This window comes from Micromonospora sp. BRA006-A (assembly GCF_033433935.1).
GTDB lineage: Bacteria > Actinomycetota > Actinomycetes > Mycobacteriales > Micromonosporaceae > Micromonospora > Micromonospora aurantiaca.
In genome coordinates this window covers 1,591,226-1,611,750 of sequence record NZ_JANCLW010000001.1, presented here as the reverse complement: position 1 = coordinate 1,611,750, position 20,525 = coordinate 1,591,226, and the positions used below count along the sequence as shown (strand labels likewise).

The window sequence follows — 20,525 nt, the reverse complement described above, 5'->3', positions numbered from 1 at the left end:
GTCAGGCCGGGCTTCCGCCCGGCACGCGGGCCCGGTCCAGGCCGTAGGTGAGCGCGTCGACGAGCGCGTGCCAGCTCGCCTCGACCACGTTCGGGTGCACGCCCACAGTGGTCCAGTCGCGGCCGGCGCCGGCGGTCTCCACGAGGACGCGCGTGACAGCGCCGGTGCCGTGGCTGCCCTCCAGGATGCGCACCTTGTAGTCGGCCAGCTCGAAGTCGCGCAGCTCCGGGTAGTGCCGGGCCAGGCCCACCCGCAGCGCCTCGTCCAGCGCGTTGACCGGGCCGTTGCCCTCGGCGGTGGCGATCACCCGCTCGCCGCGTACCCGGATCTTCACCGTCGCCTCGGAGACCACGGCGCCGTCCTCGCGGTGCTCGACGATCACCCGGTACGACTCCAGCGCGAACGGCCGGGCCGGCGCGGCGTCCGGCAGCTCGGAGCGGACCAGCAGCTCGAACGAGGCGTCGGCGGCCTCGAACGACCAGCCGTCGGCCTCCAGTTCCTTGACCCGCCCGGTGACCCGGGACAGGGCGTCCGGATGGCCGGCCAGGTCCAGACCGAGCTCGCGGCTCTTGAGCTCGATGCTGGCCCGGCCGGCCATCTCGGTCACCAGGATCCGCATGTCGTTGCCCACCACAGCGGGTTCCACGTGGTTGTAGAGCAACGGGTCGACCTTGATCGCGCTCGCGTGCAGCCCCGCCTTGTGAGCGAAGGCGGCGGCCCCGACGTAGGCCTGGTGGGTGTCGGGGGCGATGTTGGCGATCTCGGCGATGGCGTGCGAGACCCGCACCATCTGTTCCAGGCAGCCCTCCGGTAGGACGGGCATGCCCAGCTTGAGCTGGAGGTTGGCGACGATCGCGAAGATGTCGGCGTTGCCGGGGCGCTCGCCGTACCCGTTGGCGGTGCCCTGCACGTGCCGGACGCCCGCCTCGACCGCGGCGATCGTGTTGGCGACCGCGCAGGCGGTGTCGTTCTGCGCGTGCATGCCGAGCCGCTCCGGCGCGATCCCGGTCCGCGCGACCAGTCCCTCGATCACGGCGGTCACCTGGGAGGGCAGCATGCCGCCGTTGGTGTCGCAGAGCACGAACCGCTCGGCGCCGGCGGCCAGCGCGGTCTCCGCCACCGCGGCGGTGTAGCCCGGGTCGAACCGGAACCCGTCGTAGCAGTGCTCCCCGTCGACGAAGACGCGCCGCCCCTGCGCCACCAGGTACGACACGGTGTCGCGGATCATCGCGAGGTTCTCCTCGGCGGTGGTGCGCAGCGCCCGCTCCACGTGCCGCAGGTCCGCCTTGGCGACCAGGGCCACGGCCGGGGTCTGTGCGTCGAGCAGGCCGCGCACCTGCGGGTCGTCCTCGACCGCGAGCCCGGCCTTGCGGGTGGCTCCGAAGGCGACCAGGATCGCGTGCCGCAGCTCCAGCTCGGTGCGGGCGCGGCGGAAGAACTCGGTGTCCTTGGGCACCGCGCCCGGCCAGCCACCCTCGATGAAGCCGACTCCGAGGTCGTCCAGCAGGCGGGCCACCGCCAGCTTGTCGACCACCGAGTACGTGAGCCCTTCGCGCTGCGCGCCGTCGCGCAGCGTCGTGTCGTACACCTGGAACGTCATCGGAGTCCTCTTCTCGTGCCCTGGGGAGCAAACAAAAAGACCCCCCGCGGATGCGGGAGGTCTGCGCGCTCGGCGAGGGAAGGCCGGCGCGCTAGCTGCTAATGATCAGGACGAAGCTGGTCACGACCCGTACTCTGCCACCCCTCCCTCGGTTTTGGGAGGCGAAACCCATATTCCGGGACGACGACGGCCCTGGTGATCGCCTTCACACCGGGCCACCGCCCGCCACGAGCACAAACGGGGCTACGGAAGAATCTTGAACTGATCCAGTTACTGGCCTGGCGGTGCTGCCGGGCCACGCTCAAGGAGGACCCGTGCTCACTGTCGGTGACCACTTCCCCGAGTACGAACTCACCGCCTGCGTGTCGCTCGACGCCGACAAGGCGTTCGAGACGATCAACCACAAGTCCCACGAGGGCCAGTGGCGCGTCGTGTTCTTCTGGCCGAAGGACTTCACCTTCGTCTGCCCCACCGAGATCGCCGAGTTCGGCCGCCTCAACGGCGAGTTCGCCGACCGCGACGCCCAAGTGCTCGGCGTCTCCGTCGACAACGAGTTCGTCCACTACGCCTGGCGCAAGGACCACCCGGACCTGCGCGAGCTGCCGTTCCCGATGCTCAGCGACATCAAGCGTGAGCTGACCTCCGCCTGCGGCGTGCTCGGCGCCGACGGTGTCGCGCAGCGGGCCACCTTCATCGTGGACCCGAACAACGAGATCCAGTTCGTCATGGTGACCGCCGGTTCGGTCGGCCGCAACGTCTCCGAGGTGCTGCGGGTGCTCGACGCGCTCCAGACCGACGAGCTGTGCCCGTGCAACTGGAACAAGGGCGCGGCGACGCTCGACGCCAACGCGCTCCTCGCCGGCGCCGGGGCCTGACCATGGGCCTGGACGCGATCAAGGCGGGCCTGCCCGAGTACGCCAAGGACATCCGGCTGAACCTCGGCTCCACCATCACCACCTCGACGCTGAAGCCGGAGCAGGCGTGGGGCACCGCCCTGGCCTGCGCGGTGGCGGCCCGCAACCCGGTGGTGCTGCGGGAGATCGCCGCCGAGGCGGCCGGTCACCTCACGCCCGAGGCGGTCGCGGCGGCCAAGGGCGCGGCGGCGGTCATGGCGATGAACAACGTCTACTACCGGGCCAAGCACCTGATCGGCGACGAGCAGTACGCGTCGCTGCCGGCCCGGCTGCGGATGCAGATCATCGCCCGCCCCGGCGTGGAGAAGACCGACTTCGAGCTGTGGTGCCTCGCCGTCTCGGCGATCACCGGCTGCGGCGTCTGCCTGGAGTCGCACGAGAAGACGCTGCGCGCGGCCGGGTTCAGCCGTGAGCAGGTGCACGAGGGGCTGCGGATCGCCGCCGTCGTCCACGCCGCCGCGGTGACCCTGGACGCGGAGGCCGCACTGGCCTGATCCATCGGCCCGCACGTGCCCGACCGGCACCGCGCTGGCCGACGACCCGAGGGGCCGGTGTCACCACCGTGGCGCCGGCCCCTCGGCGTCGGCGGGCCGGACGCCGGCGGGTTGGTGCCCGGACAGGATGGGTAACCCTCCCGACTGACGACGGTGCCGCGACGGCCGCGGCCCTGGGGACGGGAGGCGGCACATGGACGGACTGGACCCGCGCGCCACGCACGGCGGCACCGAGCCGATCCTCGACGACGGCCGGGGCACGGTCGCCGGCGGCGCCCCGGCGGGCGCCTTCGATCCGTGGCGCTACCGCGACGAGGCGGGTGTGGCGAGCGCCGACCTGACCGGCTACAAGGTCGAGGCCACCGACGGCGCCATCGGCAAGATCGACCGGGCGAGCCACGAGGTGGACGACAGCTACCTGGTCGTGGACACCGGGCCGTGGATCTTCGGCAAGAAGGTGATGCTCCCGGCCGGAACCGTGAACCACGTCGACCACGACGCCCGCACCGTGCACGTCGACCGGGAGAAGGACCAGATCAAGGCCGCCCCGGAGTACGACGAGTCCAGCCACGCCGAACCGGGCTACCGGGACCGGCTGGGCGGCTACTACGGCGAGAACCACTCGGCGCTGCCGCCGGACGTGCCGCCGCGCGCCTGACATCCCGGCGACGGCCGGCGGGACGGACGAACGCCCCGCCGGCCGTTACCGTGTCGGATGTGGACGCCCCGCAGAGCCCCTTCCCCGCCCTGTTCAACTTCCGCGACGTCGGCGGATACGCCACTCGGGACGGGCGCACCGTCCGCCGTGGCCGGCTCTACCGCTCCGACTCGCTGCACCGCATCGACGAGACCGACCGGAGCGCGTTCACCGCGCTCGGCATCCGCACCGTGATCGACCTGCGCCGGCCGTCCGAGGTGGAACGCGACGGGCGGGTGCCCGACTACGACGGCCTGACCTACCGGCACATCCACCCCGAGCACGCCGACTGGGGTGCGAACCGGTTCGACGCCTCCGGCGTCAGCCTGGCCCGCTACCTGGCCGACCGGTACGCCGACCTGGCGCGTACCGGCACCGCCGGGCTCGCCGAGGCGGTCGGGTTGATCGCGGACAGCGCCAACGCCCCGGTGGTGGTGCACTGCGTCGCCGGCAAGGACCGCACCGGCATCGTCTGCGCGCTCACGCTCTCCGTGCTCGGGGTGCCCGACAAGGACGTGGTAGCCGACTACGCGCTCAGCACCGCCGCGTCGCGGCGCTTCACCGAGTGGGTCCGGGCCACGCTGCCGGACGCGGAGGAACCACCGCCGCCGTTCCTGGAGTCACCGGCCGAGACGATGGAGCTGTTCCTCGCCGAGTTGCGCGGCGGCTACGGCTCGGTCGAGGGCTACCTGACCCACGCCGGCGTCACCGAGGCGCAGGTGGAGTCCCTCCGCACCCACCTCCTGGACTGACTGTCCCGTCCCACGGTGATCGAGGAGCGAACCCCTCGATCACCGCGAAGGGCCGTCAGAGGACCCGGGTGACCCAGCCGTGCGGGTCGGCGGCGCGACCGCGCTGGATGTCCACCAGCTTCTGCCGCAGCGCCATCGTGGCCCGGCCCGGCTCGCCGCCGCCGATGAGGAATTCGCCGTCGGGGAAGCGCACGCCGCCGATCGGGGTGATCACGGCGGCGGTGCCGCAGGCGAACACCTCGCGCAGCCGGCCGCTCGCCGCGTCGGCCCGCCAGTCGTCGAAGCTGACCGGCGCCTCCCGCACCTCGTGCCCGGCCTCCGCGGCGAGGGTGAGGATCGCGTCGCGGGTGATGCCCGGCAGGATCGTGCCGCCCAGCGGCGGGGTGACGATGCTGCCGTCGTCGTAGACGAAGAAGACGTTCATGCCGCCCAGTTCGTCGACGTACCGCCGTTCGACAGCGTCCAGGAACACCACCTGGTCGCAGCCGGCCTCGATCGCCTCGGCCTGCGCGGCGAGCGAGGCGGCGTAGTTGCCGCCGCACTTGGCCGCGCCGGTGCCGCCGGGCGCGGCCCGGGTGTAGTCCGGCGAGACCCAGACCGTCACCGGCTTCACGCCACCGGCGAAGTACGCGCCGGCCGGCGAGGCGATCACGCAGTAGAGGTATTCGTTGGCCGGGCGGACGCCGAGGAAGACCTCGCTGGCGAACATGAACGGCCGCAGGTAGAGGCTGGCGTCCTCGTGCTCCGGGATCCACGCCTGGTCGACCTCGACCAGCCGGCGCAGCGACTCCACGAACGTCGCCTCCGGCAGCTCCGGCATGGCCAGCCGGCGCGCCGACGCGGCGAACCGGGCCGCGTTGGCCTCGGGACGGAACATCGTCACCGCGTCACCGGTGCGGTACGCCTTCAGCCCTTCGAAGATCTCCTGCGCGTAGTGCAGCACCGCCGCGGCCGGGTCCATCGGGATCGGCGCGCGCGCCTCCAGGCGGGCGTCGTACCAGCCCTTGCCCTCGGCGTAGCGGATGGTGACCATGTGATCGGTGAAGACCCGGCCGAAGCCCGGGTTCGCCAGCAGGGCGGCCCGGTCGGCGGCGGATACCGGCGCGGGATTCGGACGGATCTCGAAATCGAGCATGTCACCACCGCTCATCGCGCTGACCTCCCTGCGGGTTCACGGCATGCGGGATCGCACGCCGACGTCACTGGTGCCAGAAAACTTACCCCGAACGGTCGTTCAGCGGATAGCTCCGCCCCGGCGGAGACGACGCGCCGGACGGTCGGGGTGGCCCGGTGACGGGTCTGGCGGCCCGGTACCGGGCCGCCGGCAGGGTCGGCCCGGTCAGGCTACAGCGTACGCGGCGAGCCGGTCGCCGACCTCCTCGGTGCTTCTCGGCGTCCCCGGCGTACGCGCGGCCAGCTCGGCGCCGACCGCGGCGGTGACCCGGGCAGCGGCGTCGGTGTGACCGAGCTGGTCGAGCAGCAGCGCGGCGGACAGCACCGCGGCGACCGGGTCGGCGACGCCCTGGCCGGCGATGTCCGGCGCCGAGCCGTGCACCGGCTCGAACATCGACGGGTAGCGCCCCTCGGGGTTGATGCAGCCGCTGGCCGCGAGCCCGATGCCACCGGTCACGGCGGCGGCGATGTCGGTGAGGATGTCGCCGAACAGGTTGTCGGTGACCACCACGTCGTACCGGGACGGGTTCGTCACCAGGAACATCGCGGCGGCGTCGATGTGCTGGTATTCCGTGGTCACGTCCGGGTGCTCGGCGGCCACCGCGGCGAAGGCGCGCGCCCACAGCGACCCGGCGTGGGTGAGCACGTTCGTCTTGTGCACGAGCGTGACCTTGCGCCGCTCCCGGCGGCCGGCGCGGGCGAACGCGTCGCGGATCACCCGCTCGACGCCGTGCCGGGTGTTCAGGCTCTCCTCGGTGGCCACCTCGGCCGGGGTGTCCCGGTGCAGCGCGCCGCCGGCGCCCGCGTACAGCCCCTCGGTGCCCTCGCGGACCACCACGAGGTCGACCTCGCCGGGCTTGACCGCCGCGAGCGGACCGGCCACGCCGGGCCAGAGCCGGGACGGGCGCAGGTTGACGTACTGGTCGAAGGCGAACCGGAGCTTCAGCAGCAGACCGCGCTCCAGCACACCCGGCGGCACGGTCGGGTCGCCCACCGCGCCGAGCAGGATGGCGTCGTGGCCGGCCAGCTCGTCGAGGACGGAGTCGGGCAGCACCTCGCCGGTGCGGTGGTAGCGTGCCGCGCCCAGGTCGTACTCGGTGGTCTCGATCCCGGGCACCACCGCGTCGAGGACCTTGCGGGCCTGCGCGACCACCTCGGGCCCGATGCCGTCGCCGGCCACCACCGCGATGTGTGCCACCTGACGCTCCTCGTCTTGTCGTTAGGCGCAACCGTACGTCGCTGTCCCGCCCCCCGGTACGAATCTTCCATCATCCGGGACGGCGAATCACAGGAGGCTCCCAGCCGGCACTCATGCTGCGGTCATCTCCACTGCTTAGGGTCGGATTCACCGGGTCGACGGGGGCCTGGAATCCGGCACCGCCGCGCCGCGGCGGCGACCACCGAGGGGGCAGGTGTCATGCGGATCGAGCACCGGCGGGCCCACTGGGCGGACGAACAACCACGTACCCGCTGGGTCGACCAGTCCGTATTCCGCCCGCTCCGGCCCGACCTGCACCTGGGCGCCACGAAGCACCGCGTCGAGCGGGCCGGCGCCTCCGCGTCCGGGCGGATCAGCGTCCGGCACACCGTCACCACCTCGACCGCCGACTACACCATGCTGCTCAACGCGCCGGAGTGGTTCGGCCACCGGGCGGTCAGCGAGGCGCTGCGCGACGCCGTCGCCGAGCTGCGCGCCGTCGACCTCACCTACGGCCCGAACCGGCCGGACAGCCTCGTCTCCCGGCTGCGCCGCGACGAGATCAGCCCCGACTCGTACCCCCCGCTGGCCGACCTGATCGACCTCTGCGCCGCGATGCGGGCGGCCACCGACGGCTGGTTCGACGCCTGGGCGGTGCCCGGCGGCTTCGACCCGGGCGGCCTGCTCGGCGGCTGGGCGGTGGAGCGGGCCGCGGCGCGGTTGCGCGCCGCCGGCATCCACGACTACGCCGTGCTCAGCGGAGCCGACCTGACGGTACGCGGGCACGCCGCCCACGGCGGACCGTGGCGTGTCGCCGTGCACCATCCCACGGACACCCGCCGGACGCCTGTCGTGATGGAGATGACGACGGGCGCGGTCGGCACCTCGGGCGTCACCGGCCGGCGCGGGCACGTCGTCGACCCGCACACCGGCGAGCCGACCGACCGGCTGGTGGCCGCCACCGTGCTCGGCCCGAACCTCGCCGTCGCCGACGCCTACGCCACCGCCCTGTACGCCGCCGGACCGGCCGGGCTGGCCTGGTTCCGCCACGACACGGACTACCGCCCGCTGTTCGCGAACCACCGGCGCTGATCTGCCGCTCGGCGCGGAGCGCGATCGGCCCCCACGGTCTCGGCAACGACCGTGAGGGCCGGTCAGCGACGAGTGCGCGTGGCTCGCGCAATCGAGGGGTGCGGGCCGAGGGGCCGGGCACCCGGCCGCGCCACCCGAAGACGGGCCGGGGATCGACTCAGCGGAAACCGCATCGGTACGCTAGCGAATCGACGCAACTCGACGCAAGAGTCTCCACAGCGGACGCCGGGTGAACGATGTCGGCAATCAGCGGTGAACGCCCGGTGGGGCAGAGGTGACGGGCCGGGCGCGGGATGGCACGCTGTCCGCCGTGAGTTTCGATCTGAGCGTGTGGGCCCTGCCGGACGGGGCGACACCGGAGCAGGTGCGGGCGGCCGTGCAGCAGTGCCGCGAGGGCCGCCACGGCGAGCAGCACCCCGACCCGCGACTCGTCGCCTTCTACCGGGCGATCACGGCGAGCTATCCGGACCGCCCGGCCCGGCCGGGTACGCCGTGGGAGGTGGCGCCGCTGCACACGGCCGCCGACCACATCGAGATGAACCTGTACCCGACCTGCCCGGACCAGGTCCTGCTGGACATCGAGCGGCTGGCCGGCGAGCACGACCTGATGCTCTTCGACGCGCAGGACGGCTCGGTCTACCCGCCACCGGCCCGCGTCCGTTCCTGACCCACCGGGACGACAGAGGGCCCGGCCGCATCCGGCCGGGCCCCGATGTGTCCTGTTCGGACTACACGTCGCGCAGGTCGGCCGCGCTGGCGGCGACCGCGCCGATCGAGTCGGCGGCGGAGGTGAGCAGGTCGGCGCCGAGCGCCTGGTCGACGGTGAGCGTCATCAGCGTCTCGCCACCGGCCTCGCGGCGCGCCACCTGCATGGCGGCGATGTTGACGCCGGCCTCGCCGAGCAGCGTGCCGACGGTGCCGACCACGCCGGGCCGGTCCGCGTAGCGCAGGAAGACCAGGATGCCCTCCGCGCCGATCTCCACGTCGAAACCGTCCACCTCGGTCAGCTTGAACACGTCGCGGGTGCCGGTGTGCGCCACGGTGCCGGAGACACGGACGGTACGCCCGTCCGGCAGCGCCCCGCGTACGGTCACCAGGTTCGGGTGGTCGACGGTCTCGCCCGGCGTGGCCAGCGTGACCTCGACGCCCCGCTCGGCGGCCAGGTGCGGCGCGTTGACGTAGGTGACCTGCTCCTCCACCACGGAGCTGAACAGGCCCTTGGTCGCGGCGAGCTTGAGCACCGACACGTCGTGGGCGGCGATCTCACCGCGCACCTCGACGGTGACGCTGGCGGCCACCCCGCCGGCCAGGGCGGTGAACGCCCGGCCCAGCCGCTCGGCCAGCGGCAGCAGCGGGCGGACGTCCTCGGCGACCACACCGCCGGCCTGTACGTTCACCGCGTCCGGGACGAACTCGCCCTGGAGCGCGAGCTTGACGCTCTTGGCCACCGCGAGACCTGCCTTGTCCTGCGCCTCGTTCGTGGAGGCGCCCAGGTGCGGGGTGGCCACCACGTTGTCGAAGGCGAACAGCGGCGAGGAGGTGCACGGCTCCTTGGCGTACACGTCGACACCGGCACCGGCGACCCGGCCCTCCGCGATCGCGTCGGCGAGCGCCTGCTCGTCGACCAGGCCACCGCGGGCGGCGTTGACGATCCGGACGCCCGGCTTGACGATCGCCAGCTCCTTCTCGCCGATCAGGCCCACCGTCTCCGGCGTCTTCGGCAGGTGGATCGAGATGAAGTCGCTCTCCCGCAGCAGCTCATCCAGCCCGACCAGGCGGACGCCGAGCTGCGCGGCGCGGGCCGGCTGGATGTACGGGTCGTACGCGATCAGCCGGGTGCCGAACGCGGCGATGCGCTGCGCGAAGAGCACGCCGATGCGGCCGAGACCGACCACGCCCACGGTCTTGCCCTGGATCTCGACGCCGGTGTACTTGGACCGCTTCCACTCCCCCGCCTTGAGCGCGGCACTGGCGCTGGCGGTGTTGCGGGCGACCGCGAGCAGCAGCGCGACGGCCTGCTCGGCGGCGGAGACGATGTTCGAGGTGGGCGCGTTGACGACCATGACGCCCCGGGCGGTGGCGGCCGGCACCTCGACGTTGTCCAGACCGACGCCGGCCCGGGCGACCACCTTCAGCCGCGGCGCGGCGGCGATCGCCTCGGCGTCGATCTGGGTGGCGCTGCGTACGATCACCGCGTCGGCCTCGGAGAGGGCGGAGAGCAGAGCGGGGCGGTCGGTGCCGTCCACGTGGCGCACGTCGAAGTCGTGCGCGAGCACCTCGATGGCGGCGGGGGCGAGTTCTTCGGCGATCAGTACGACAGGATTCATCGGTCCTCGTAGACGCTCGGTAATGGTTCGGCCTGGGGCGCCGGGACGCCGCGCTGCGCCCTGCGCCGATCCGTGCCACGGCCGTCGGGTGCGCTCGGGCACCACACCAAGGATGGTAGGTGCCTGCCCGCCCGGCGTGTCCCGGAGTACGGGGTGAGGGCCCTCACACAGGCCCGTCGCACGCCTGTCATCCCCTGTTCACCGGGGGCGGTGCGGGACGAGGCGTTACTCACCGTGTCCCAGCACGTGAACGAACGGCGGCCCGCGGCCCGACGCCGGGGAGAGCGTCGGGTCGCGGGCCGCACGCGGGGAGGGCTCAGGCGGTCTCGGTGATCGGCCGGTCGACCCAGCTCATCATGGCGCGCAGCTTCTGCCCGGTCTCCTCGATCGGGTGCGCCGCACCCTCGGCCCGCCACTTGGCGAAGTTCGGCCGGCCGGCCTCGTCCTCGGCCACCCACTCGCGGGCGAACTCGCCGGACTGGATCTCACCGAGGATCTTGCGCATCTCGTCCTTGACCCGCGAGTCGATGACGCGCGGGCCACGCGACAGGTCGCCGTACTCGGCGGTGTCGGAGATGCTGTAGCGCATCCGGGCGATGCCGCCCTCGTACATCAGGTCGACGATCAGCTTCAGCTCGTGCAGGCACTCGAAGTAGGCCACCTCGGGCGCGTAGCCGGCCTCGGTGAGCACCTCGAAACCGGTCTGCACCAGCGCCGCCGCGCCACCGCACAGCACCGCCTGCTCGCCGAACAGGTCGGTCTCGGTCTCCTCGGTGAACGTGGTCCGGATCGCGCCGGCCCGGGTGCCGCCGATCGCCTTGGCGTACGCCAGGGCCAGGCCGAACGCGTTGCCGCTGGCGTCCTGCTCGACCGCGACCAGGCAGGGCACGCCCTTGCCGTCGACGTACTGGCGGCGGACCAGGTGACCGGGGCCCTTCGGGGCGACCATCGCCACGTCCACGTCGGCCGGGGGCTTGATCAGGCCGTACCGGATGTTGAAGCCGTGCCCGAAGAACAGCGCCTTGCCCGGGGCCAGGTTCGGCGCGATGGCGTCGGCGTAGATGTGCCGCTGGGCGGTGTCCGGTGCCAGGATCATGATCACGTCGGCCTCGGCCGCCGCCTCGGCGGGCGTGAGCACCCGCAGGCCCTGCTCCTCGGCCTTCGGCCGGCTCTTCGACCCGGCGGGCAGGCCGATCACCACGTCGACGCCGGAGTCGCGCAGCGACAGCGCGTGCGCGTGGCCCTGGCTGCCGTACCCGATCACGGCGACCTTGCGGCCCTGGATCAGGCCCAGGTCGGCGTCGTCGTCGTAGAACACCTCAACGCTCATTGACTTCCCTTTCGTACGGCGGTGCCCGTCGGCCCGTCGAAAAACTTGTGGGTACGGATCAGGCGGCGCGCAGGGCCGGGCCGGCGGTGATGGCCCGCGAACCCCGCCCGATCGCCACGGTGCCGGACTGGACCATCTCCTTGATGCCGAACGGCTCCAGGTCGCGCAGCAGCGCGTCGAGCTTGTCCGGCGTGCCGGTCGCCTCGATGGTCAGCGTGTCCGGCGCGACGTCGACCACCCGGGCGCGGAACAGGCCGACCGTCTCCAGCACCTGGGCGCGGGCCGCGCGGTCCGCGCGGACCTTGACCAGCAGCAGTTCGCGTGCCACCGACACCTGCGGGTCCAGTTCCACGATCTTGAGGACGTTGACCAGCTTGTTGAGCTGCTTGGTCACCTGCTCCAGCGGCGAGGACTCGGCGTTGACCACGATGGTGATGCGGGAGACGTCCGGGTTCTCGGTCTCGCCCACGGCGAGGCTGTCGATGTTGAACCCGCGCCGGGAGAACAGCCCGGAGACCCGGGCGAGGACACCCGGCTTGTTCTCCACCAGCACGGACAGCGTGTGCATAGTCATTTAGAGTTCGTCCTCGTCGAAGGCGGGGCGCACGCCCCGCGCGAACATGATCTCGTCGTTGCTGGTGCCGGCGGCGACCATCGGCCAGACCATCGCGTCCTTGCCGACCACGAAGTCGATGACCACCGGCGCGTCGTTGATCGCCATGGCCGCCTCGATGGTCTTGTCCACGTCGGCGGCGTTCTCGCAGCGCAGACCGACGCAGCCGAGCGCCTCGGCGAGCTTGACGAAGTCCGGGATGCGGTGCTTGTGGGTGCCCAGTTCGGTGTTGGAGTAGCGCTCCCCGTAGAACAGGGTCTGCCACTGCCGCACCATGCCGAGGTTGCCGTTGTTGATCACGGCGACCTTGATCGGGATGCCCTCCAGCGCGCAGGTCGCCAGCTCCTGGTTGGTCATCTGGAAGCAGCCGTCGCCGTCGACCGCCCACACCGTGGTGTCCGGCTTGCCGACCTTGGCGCCCATCGCGGCCGGGACTGCGTAGCCCATCGTGCCCAGGCCGCCGGAGTTGAGCCAGGTGTGCGGCTTCTCGTACGAGATGAACTGGCTGGCCCACATCTGGTGCTGGCCGACGCCCGCCACGTAGACCGCGTCCGGACCGGCGATCTCACCCAGCCGCTTGATCACGTACTGCGGGGAGAGCGTGCCGTCGGCCGGCTCCTCGAAGCCCAGCGGGTACCGCTCGCGCAGGTCGTCGAGCTGGGCCCACCAGTCGGTCAGGTCGGCCGGCGGGTGGGCGGCCTGCTCGGCGGTGACGGCGGCGATCAGCTCGTCGATCACGTGCCGCGCGTCGCCCACGATCGGGACGTCGGCGTGCCGGTTCTTGCCGATCTCGGCCGGGTCGATGTCGGCGTGCACGACAGTCGCGTCCGGCGCGAACGAGTCGAGCCTGCCGGTCACCCGGTCGTCGAAGCGGGCGCCCAGCGCCACGATCAGGTCGGCCTTCTGGAGGCCGTAGACCGCGGCGACGGTGCCGTGCATGCCGGGCATGCCCAGGTGCTGGCGGTGCGAGTCGGGGAACGCGCCCAGCGCCATCAGCGTGGTGACCACCGGGATGCCGGTCTGCTCGGCCAGCTTGCGCAGCCCTTCGGTGGCGCCGGCCTTGAGCACGCCGCCGCCGACGTAGAGGACCGGACGACGGGCGCCGGTCATCAGCCGGGCCGCCTCGCGGATCTGCTTGCCGTGCGGGTGCAGCGTCGGCCGGTAGCCGGGCAGGTCGAGCGTGGGCGGCCAGGAGAAGGTCGCCGACGCCTGGAGCACGTCCTTGGGGATGTCGACGAGCACCGGGCCGGGGCGGCCGGTCGCGGCCAGGTGGAACGCCTCGGCCAGCACGCGGGGGATCTCGTCGGCGGTCTGCACCAGGAAGTTGTGCTTGGTGATCGGCAGCGTGATGCCCTGGATGTCCGCCTCCTGGAAGGCGTCGGTGCCGATCGACGGCCGCGCCACCTGCCCGGTGATCGCCACCATCGGGACCGAGTCCATGTACGCGTCCGCGATCGGCGTCACCAGGTTCGTCGCGCCCGGGCCGGAGGTGGCGATGCACACGCCGACCCGGCCGGTGGCCTGCGCGTAACCGGTGGCCGCGTGCCCGGCGCCCTGCTCGTGGCGGACCAGGATGTGCCGGACCGTGGAGTCGTAGAGCGGGTCGTAGGCGGGCAGGATCGCACCGCCCGGAATGCCGAAGACCACGTCGACGCCGAGCGCCTCCAGCGACCGCACGAGCGAACCGGCGCCCGAGACCTGCGCGGTGGCGGGCTCCCGTACGGGCGTCTCGCTGGTGGCGGCCGCCGGGACGGTACGGCCGGGGCGGGCGGCGGGGTCGGAGTCACCGGCCGCGCCGGTGCCGGAGCGGGCACGGCGGGCGGAGTGGGCGAGGGTCTCTGGCGTGGGTCTCGTCATGGCGGTTCAAGCCTTCGGAAGTGAGTGGGTGACGCGCTTCTCAGGATGGGACGGCAGGGTCCCGGCGATGGTCCGACGGCAACAAAAAAGCCCACGTGCAGGATGCACGGGGCCAGCGCACTCTCGGTGGGAGAGTGCGCTCAGGTAAGTACTCGCGGCGACCGGTTCGACGACATGCGGCTAAGCCTGACGCATCTCACGCGATGAGTCAACTGATCCCACATTCTGGTTCACGGACGTGGGCGTGTCGACCACCGGCACCCCCTCCGCGACCGGCGCCACCTGCGAAGATCCCTCCATCGGGGGACGTTGCGCGGGCACCGCGGCGGGCGGATTGTTGCGCAGCCTCGGCAGCAGCGGCGACGGGGCGCGGGCCGGCGCGGGCGGCGGCGACGGCGGCATCGCGGTGTGCCGGTTGCCCGGCGCGGTGGCCGCCTCCAGCATCGCCTCCAGGTGCTCGGCCGGTACGCCCCAGCCGAACAGCGCGCCCTGGCCGAACCGGCACCCGGCGGCCACCACCGCGGCCAGCTCGGCCGGGTTGGTGACGCCCTCGGCGATCACCTCCAGCCCGAGCTGATGGCCCAGGCGCATGACGATGTCGACCATCGGGGCGAACGCCGGGCCGTCCCGCCCGACCGGCCGGACCGGCTCGTGCTCGGCGACCAGACTGTGGTCGATCTTCAAGATGTCGATCGGCAGGCGCCGGAGCTGGCCGAGCGACGAGTAGCCGGCGCCGAAGTCGTCCAGCGCGATCCGCACCCCGGTCAGCCGCAGCGCGGTGAGCCGCCGGATCAGCTCGTCCAGGTCGGTGGCGACCGCGTGCTCGGTCACCTCCAGCACCAGCCGCTGCGGCGGCACATGGTGCGCGCGCAGCGCGTCGGCGACCTGCACCACGTACTCCGGGGCGTGCAGCTCGCGCGGCGACACGTTCACCGACACCCAGACGTCGTGCCCGTCGGCCAGCCAGCGGGAGAGCTGGAAGCAGGCCTGGTGCAGCACCCACGCGCCGAGCTTGGCGATCATCCCGCACTCCTCGGCGAGCGGGATGAACTCGTCCGGCCGGACGTTGCCCAGCTCCGGGTGCCGCCAGCGCAGCAGCGCCTCCGCGCCGACCGGCCGCACCGACGGCAGCGAGGCCACCGGCTGGAACACCAGCCGCAGCTCGTCGCGCTCGATCGCGCCGCGCAGCTCATGCTCCATCCGGGTACGCCGGCTCAGCAACTGGTCGTACGTGGCGTCGTAGCGCTCGATCCGGTTCTTGCCCCGCTGCTTGGCGTAGCGCAGCGCCAGGTCGGCGTTGCGCAGCAGCAGCTCGACGTCCTGCTCCCGCTGCCCGGCGGCCACCCCGATGCTCACCGACAGGAAGACCGGCCCGTCCCCCTGTTCGTACGGGCGGCCGAGCACCCCGAGCAGGCGGTCGGCGACCGGGCCGGGGTCGGCCGAACCGTGCATCAGCACCGCGAACTCGTCGCCGCCGAGCCGGGCGGCCAGGTCGCCCGGGCGCAGGTTGCCCCGCAGCCGCCGCCCCACCTCGATCAGCACCGCGTCGCCGACGTCGTGCCCGCGCATGTCGTTGACGTTCTTGAAGCCGTCGAGGTCGAGTCCGAGCAGCACGCACGGCATGCCCGCCTCCGCACTGCGGTGCAGGGCGCGCAGCAGCCCGCGCCGGTTCGCCAGCCCGGTCAGCGGGTCGGTGTGCGCCAGCTCGCGGAAGTGCGCCTCCCGCTCGGCGAGCCGGATCGCGTAGCCGCGGACGTCGTTCAACGCGAGGTACTGCCGGGTCACCAGGGCGAACCCCTCGACCGTGCCGGCGACGATCGCGTACCCGTCGAACCCGCCGCCCTGCACCAGGTGGTACATCGCGGAGGCCGCCATCGCGAACATCGGCACGAAGGCGTACTCGCCGTCGCGGCGGATGAAGTCGACGTCGAGCTGCGTCAGGTCGGCGCGGCGCCCGGCCACGGCGGTGGCCATCAGCCCGGCGGCGGTCAGCACCGCGCCGGTGAGCACCATGCCCGGGCCGGCCTGGCAGAGCCCGGCGGACACGGCCAGCCCGCCGGCCGTCACCGCTGTCGCGCCGGCCGCGAGCAGCGTGAGCCACCCGCGCGGCGGCGCGACCCGCAGCACGACGATCACGGTGAGCCCGGTGGTGAGCGCCGCACTGACCGTGGCCAGCACGATCGGCAGGCAGGCGACCGGGGTGGCGTCGCCGAGCAGCCGCGTCGGCTCGCTGATCGCCACCCAGCCGACGAACCAGAGCGCGCTGCCCATGATCAGGCCGTCGAGCAGCAGCCGGGCGGTGGCCGCCCGGGACGCGGCGGCGCCGGGCAGCCGCAGCACGGCGGCGCCGAGACCGAGCGCGGCGAGCGTCGTGCCGACGGCGACCAGGACCGCCCATCCGGTCCGCTGGCCCTGCCGGTGCGCCCAGTGGTCACCGGCGGCCAGCAGACCACCGAGACCGACCAGGAGGCTGAACAGGGCGGCCCCGGCGGCGACCGCGAGCAGCAGGTGAGCCGGCCGGCGGGGGCCGGTGCGGCGCCGCACCGAGGCGGCGAGCAGCACGGCGGCGCCGGCCGCGGCGATCCCGCTCAACACCGCGACGGTGACCATCCCCGGGGACGACTGCACGCGTCAACTCTGCCGGATGAGCGCCTCCCGTGGGGCACCGGGTGTGCAACTGTTGGGACACAGGGTGCGCGCGGCGGGGTCGCCGAGCGGATGGTGTCAGACTGGTTGTCATGCCTGAGCTGCGGTCGAGGACCTCCACCCACGGTCGGACGATGGCCGGCGCCCGGGCCCTCTGGCGGGCCACCGGGATGACCGACGACGACTTCGGCAAGCCGATCGTCGCGATCGCGAACAGTTTCACCCAGTTCGTACCCGGTCACGTCCACCTCAAGGACCTCGGCGGCCTGGTCGCCGACGCGGTGGCCGAGGCCGGCGGCGTCGGCCGGGAGTTCAACACGATCGCCGTGGACGACGGCATCGCCATGGGCCACGGCGGCATGCTCTACTCGCTGCCCAGCCGGGAGCTGATCGCCGACGCGGTGGAGTACATGGTCAACGCGCACTGCGCGGACGCCCTGGTCTGCATCTCCAACTGCGACAAGATCACCCCGGGCATGCTGCTCGCCGCGCTGCGGCTCAACATCCCCACCGTCTTCGTCTCCGGCGGCCCGATGGAGGCCGGCAAGACGGTGGCGATCGAGGGCGTGGTGCATTCCAAGATCGACCTGATCGACGCCATGATCGCCTCCTCGAACGAGGCGGTCACCGACGACCAGCTCGGCGAGATCGAGCGCTCCGCGTGCCCGACCTGCGGCTCCTGCTCCGGCATGTTCACCGCCAACTCGATGAACTGCCTCACCGAGGCGATCGGCCTGGCGCTGCCCGGCAACGGGTCGACGCTCGCCACCCACGCCGCGCGCCGGTCGCTGTTCGTCGAGGCCGGGCGCACCGTCGTCGAGATCGCCAAGCAGTGGTACGACAACGACGACGCCTCGGTGCTGCCGCGCTCGATCGCCGGCCGGGAGGCGTTCGAGAACGCGATCGCCCTCGACGTGGCGATGGGCGGCTCCACGAACACCGTGCTGCACCTGCTCGCCGCCGCCCGCGAGGCGGAGCTGGACTTCGGCGTCGCCGACATCGACGCGATCTCCCGCCGCGTGCCGTGCCTGGCCAAGGTCGCCCCGAACTCCCCGAACTACCACATGGAGGACGTGCACCGGGCCGGCGGCATCCCGGCCATCCTCGGTGAGCTGGACCGCGCCGGGCTGCTGCACCGCGACGTGCGCGCGGTGCACTCCCCCAGCCTCGGCGAGTGGCTGGCCGACTGGGACGTGCGCGGCGGCGCGGCCCGGCCGGAGGCGATCGAGCTGTTCCACGCCGCGCCGGGCGGCGTGCGCACCACCGAGCCGTTCTCCACCACCAACCGCTGGTCGTCGCTGGACACCGACGCGGCCGGCGGCTGCATCAGGGACCGGGAACACGCGTACAGCGCGGACGGCGGCCTGGCCATCCTGCACGGCAACCTCGCGCCGGCCGGCTGCGTGGTGAAGACCGCCGGTGTGCCCGAGGAGTGCCTGACGTTCCGCGGCCCGGCCAAGGTCTACGAGTCGCAGGACGACGCGGTGACCGCGATCCTCGCCAAGGAGATCGTCGCCGGGGACGTGGTGGTGATCCGGTACGAGGGCCCGAAGGGCGGCCCCGGGATGCAGGAGATGCTCTACCCCACCTCGTTCCTCAAGGGCCGCGGCCTGGGCCGCTCCTGCGCGCTGCTGACCGACGGCCGGTTCTCCGGCGGCACCTCCGGCCTGTCCATCGGGCACGTCTCCCCCGAGGCGGCCTCCGGTGGGCTGATCGCGCTGGTCCGCGACGGCGACGAGATCGTCATCGACATCCCGGGCCGGTCGATCGAGCTGAACGTGCCCGCCGACGAGCTGGAGGCACGCCGGGTGGCCGAGGAGAAGCGGGACCGCCCGTACACCCCGGTCGACCGGCAGCGTCCGGTGTCGGCGGCGCTGCGCGCGTACGCGTCGATGGCGACCTCGGCCAGCGACGGCGCCTACCGCCGCGTCCCCGACTGACGTAAGGAAGGGCCCCCTTTTAACGCCTCCGGTAGAGGAGGGGGCCCTTCTTAACGCCCGCGCGCCGGTAACCTCCGGCGGCGTGGAGACGACGGTGAGTTACGCGCGACTGGTCCGGCCCGCGATCGACCGGGTGTACGTGGGCGCCCGCTGGGGAGCACGCGCCCGGATGGAGGCGTTCTACGCCGAACGGGGCTGCACACTCGGCGCGGAGAACAGCTTCTTCTCCGGTGTGCTGGCCCGGCCGATGCCCGCCGAGGCGCTGGCCGACGGCCTGATCTACACGTCCGGCAGCATGGCCGAGGAACTGGAGCAGGGCATCGTCGTCCGGGACGCCGACGGCGCCTGGCACCTCACCGACCTGGGGCGCGAGCTGACGCTGTTCGCCCAGCGCGCCACCGGCGAGGCCGCCGAGGAACTGTGGACCATGCTGCCCGGTGTGCTGCCCGGCCTGAGCATCGTGTCCCGCCTCGCCGACCTGGTCGGCCGGGTGCTGGCGCATGCGCAGGCCACCGGCGGGCCGGTGTTCCGGGCGATGTCCCCGCCGTACGAGCCGGACGGCGCCTCCCCGTCGCTGCTGCTCGTCACCCGGCTGGGCTCGCTGCGGCACCACCGCGCCGACGCGCACCGGGCCGCGTGGCGGGCCGCCGGGCTGACCGCCGACGAGATCCGCGCGCTGCCGGATGGGCCGGAACGCGCGGCGGTCGAGGCGGACACCGACCGCCGCGACGAGCCGGCGTACGCGGTCCTCACCGAGGCCGAGCGGTGGGAACTGCTGGCCGGTCTCGCCGCCCTGCCCAACTAGCGCCCCGCGGCCCCCGCCGCCATCGGGTGGAACGAGATGGGTGTCTCCGGACCCGTTTGACACCCATGGCGTTCCCCTCACCGCTGGGTGGGATCCTCCTCGGCCGGAGCGGTGCCGTCGATGGGCAGGCCGAACTCCGCCGGTGAGTCCTCGTCGGTGCCGTCCAGGTCCGCGTGCGGGTCCTCCGGGGTGACGTCGTCGGGATCGGCGCCTCCCGCGTGCAGTTCGGACAGCTCAACCGGATCAGTCATGCCGTCCTGGTACCCGCCGCACGCCGCCCGAACCCGCCCGTCGGTCAGGGCTGGATGTCCCGCTCCCCACCACCGGCGGAACGGAACCCGGCAGGTGTCGCTCCAGGCCGTCGAAGAGCAGGTCGAGAGTGAACTCGAACTCGGTCTGACTGTCGCACCACCCGAGCGTCGGGTCCGCCGCGTCGTGCGTCTCGGCGGCCACCATGGCGGCCAGGTGCGGCAGCCGCTCGGCCAGCGCCACCATCTCGGCCTCCGCTGCCGCCGCGTCGGTCTCGCCGCCCGCGTCCGGCCGGAACACCTCCTGCGCGAAGCCGAGCGCCAGGCTGCCGAAGGCGTGCAGCGCCCGGTGGGCGATCCGGTACGAGAAGCCGCCCTCGACGAGCGTGGCGAGGATGCCGTCGTAGTAGGCGTACACCCCGGCGGGGACGGTCGGCCGGGAGCTGAGCAGCGCCGGGGCCCACGGGTGCCGCAGCATGACCGCCCGCGCGGCGAGGAAGCGCAGCCGCAGCCGGGTCCGCCAGTCGCCGCCGGGCGCGTCGGCCTCGGCCTGCTCGGCGGCTGCGGTGATCTCGGCGGCGACGGCGTCCACGAGGCCGTCGAGCAGTCCGGCCTTGCCGGGCAGGTGGTGGTAGAGCGACATGGCCTCGACGCCGAGTTCGGCGGCGAGCCGGCGCATCGTGAGCGCCGCCATCCCCTCGGCGTCGACCAGGGCGATCGCGCTGGCCAGGGCTCGCTCACGGCTGAGCGGCTCCCGAGGTCTCCTCGCTGCCATCCGGCTCCCCACCTCCCCTTGACCTTACAACGTATGGTTGGCCTTACGACGTAAGGCAAGCCCC

General features: G+C 72.8%; 18 protein-coding genes. 8 read left to right on the top strand and 10 right to left on the bottom strand.

From position 1 onward, the window contains the following. Nucleotide 1: 1 nt before the first annotated feature. Complete coding sequence (gene cimA / locus NMK34_RS07780; protein ID WP_318332846.1) at nt 2-1,600, bottom strand: citramalate synthase; 1,599 nt, start codon at nt 1,598-1,600, stop codon at nt 2-4. Nucleotides 1,601-1,914: 314 nt separating this feature from the next. On the opposite strand from cimA, the gene NMK34_RS07775 reads away from it, so the two are divergent. The 4 genes from NMK34_RS07775 to NMK34_RS07760 all read left to right on the top strand — a co-directional run bounded on the left by NMK34_RS07775 (nt 1,915) and on the right by NMK34_RS07760 (nt 4,457). Further along, nucleotides 1,915-2,475, top strand: coding sequence for a peroxiredoxin (locus NMK34_RS07775; protein ID WP_069087635.1), 561 nt, complete (start codon nt 1,915-1,917; stop codon nt 2,473-2,475). A gap of 2 nt (nt 2,476-2,477) precedes the next feature. Then, the gene (locus tag NMK34_RS07770) at nt 2,478-3,008 is read left to right on the top strand and encodes a carboxymuconolactone decarboxylase family protein (RefSeq protein WP_104113885.1); all 531 of its coding nucleotides are present in this window, start codon (nt 2,478-2,480) and stop codon (nt 3,006-3,008) included. A gap of 193 nt (nt 3,009-3,201) precedes the next feature. Continuing rightward, nucleotides 3,202-3,666, top strand: coding sequence for a hypothetical protein (locus NMK34_RS07765; protein WP_013284512.1), 465 nt, complete (start codon nt 3,202-3,204; stop codon nt 3,664-3,666). Nucleotides 3,667-3,716: 50 nt separating this feature from the next. After that, nucleotides 3,717-4,457 (top strand): tyrosine-protein phosphatase, encoded by a 741-nt coding sequence (locus tag NMK34_RS07760; protein WP_318332845.1) that lies wholly within the window; start codon nt 3,717-3,719, stop codon nt 4,455-4,457. 55 nt (nt 4,458-4,512) lie between these two features. On the opposite strand, the gene NMK34_RS07755 is transcribed toward NMK34_RS07760, so the two are convergent. Together NMK34_RS07755 and NMK34_RS07750 are read right to left on the bottom strand one after the other, a co-directional pair. Next, complete coding sequence (locus tag NMK34_RS07755) at nt 4,513-5,607, bottom strand: branched-chain amino acid aminotransferase (RefSeq protein ID WP_318332844.1); 1,095 nt, start codon at nt 5,605-5,607, stop codon at nt 4,513-4,515. Nucleotides 5,608-5,796: 189 nt separating this feature from the next. Beyond that, on the bottom strand, nt 5,797-6,828 hold the full coding sequence (locus NMK34_RS07750; RefSeq protein WP_318332843.1) for a 3-isopropylmalate dehydrogenase: 1,032 nt from the start codon (nt 6,826-6,828) through the stop codon (nt 5,797-5,799). Between the two features lie 219 nt (nt 6,829-7,047). Between NMK34_RS07750 and NMK34_RS07745 the strand changes: the two genes are divergently transcribed. Together NMK34_RS07745 and NMK34_RS07740 are read left to right on the top strand one after the other, a co-directional pair. Beyond that, nucleotides 7,048-7,920 (top strand): FAD:protein FMN transferase, encoded by an 873-nt coding sequence (locus NMK34_RS07745; RefSeq protein ID WP_318332842.1) that lies wholly within the window; start codon nt 7,048-7,050, stop codon nt 7,918-7,920. Between the two features lie 310 nt (nt 7,921-8,230). Next, the gene (locus NMK34_RS07740) at nt 8,231-8,587 is read left to right on the top strand and encodes a hypothetical protein (protein ID WP_318332841.1); all 357 of its coding nucleotides are present in this window, start codon (nt 8,231-8,233) and stop codon (nt 8,585-8,587) included. 61 nt (nt 8,588-8,648) lie between these two features. Here the strand turns inward: NMK34_RS07740 and serA are convergent, their stop codons facing one another. From serA to NMK34_RS07715, 5 genes are all read right to left on the bottom strand, one after another. Continuing rightward, nucleotides 8,649-10,247 carry a phosphoglycerate dehydrogenase gene (gene serA, locus NMK34_RS07735; RefSeq protein ID WP_318332840.1) on the bottom strand — a complete coding sequence of 533 codons (1,599 nt, stop codon included), beginning with the start codon at nt 10,245-10,247 and terminating at the stop codon, nt 8,649-8,651. 316 nt (nt 10,248-10,563) lie between these two features. After that, nucleotides 10,564-11,577 (bottom strand): ketol-acid reductoisomerase, encoded by a 1,014-nt coding sequence (gene ilvC, locus NMK34_RS07730; RefSeq protein ID WP_318332839.1) that lies wholly within the window; start codon nt 11,575-11,577, stop codon nt 10,564-10,566. A gap of 58 nt (nt 11,578-11,635) precedes the next feature. Further along, nucleotides 11,636-12,151 (bottom strand): acetolactate synthase small subunit, encoded by a 516-nt coding sequence (gene ilvN / locus NMK34_RS07725; RefSeq protein WP_013284504.1) that lies wholly within the window; start codon nt 12,149-12,151, stop codon nt 11,636-11,638. After that, nucleotides 12,152-14,047: an acetolactate synthase large subunit gene (locus NMK34_RS07720; RefSeq protein ID WP_318332838.1), complete on the bottom strand. Its 1,896-nt coding sequence runs from the start codon at nt 14,045-14,047 to the stop codon at nt 12,152-12,154. 180 nt (nt 14,048-14,227) lie between these two features. After that, a complete protein-coding gene (locus NMK34_RS07715; protein ID WP_318332837.1) occupies nt 14,228-16,675 on the bottom strand; it encodes a bifunctional diguanylate cyclase/phosphodiesterase in 2,448 nt (815 codons plus the stop codon). 110 nt (nt 16,676-16,785) lie between these two features. On the opposite strand from NMK34_RS07715, the gene ilvD reads away from it, so the two are divergent. Both ilvD and NMK34_RS07705 read left to right on the top strand, forming a co-directional pair. After that, entirely contained in the window at nt 16,786-18,633 is a 1,848-nt protein-coding gene (gene ilvD / locus NMK34_RS07710; RefSeq protein ID WP_318332836.1) for a dihydroxy-acid dehydratase, read from the top strand. Between the two features lie 94 nt (nt 18,634-18,727). After that, nucleotides 18,728-19,438, top strand: a complete 711-nt coding sequence (locus NMK34_RS07705; RefSeq protein WP_318332835.1) for a hypothetical protein — start codon at nt 18,728-18,730, stop codon at nt 19,436-19,438. A 77-nt stretch (nt 19,439-19,515) separates the two neighbouring features. Here the strand turns inward: NMK34_RS07705 and NMK34_RS07700 are convergent, their stop codons facing one another. Together NMK34_RS07700 and NMK34_RS07695 are read right to left on the bottom strand one after the other, a co-directional pair. Continuing rightward, a complete protein-coding gene (locus tag NMK34_RS07700; RefSeq protein WP_318332834.1) occupies nt 19,516-19,689 on the bottom strand; it encodes a hypothetical protein in 174 nt (57 codons plus the stop codon). Then, a complete protein-coding gene (locus tag NMK34_RS07695; RefSeq protein ID WP_318332833.1) occupies nt 19,682-20,461 on the bottom strand; it encodes a TetR/AcrR family transcriptional regulator C-terminal domain-containing protein in 780 nt (259 codons plus the stop codon). Before NMK34_RS07695 ends, NMK34_RS07700 begins: the two co-directional genes overlap by 8 nt. Nucleotides 20,462-20,525: the final 64 nt, after the last annotated feature.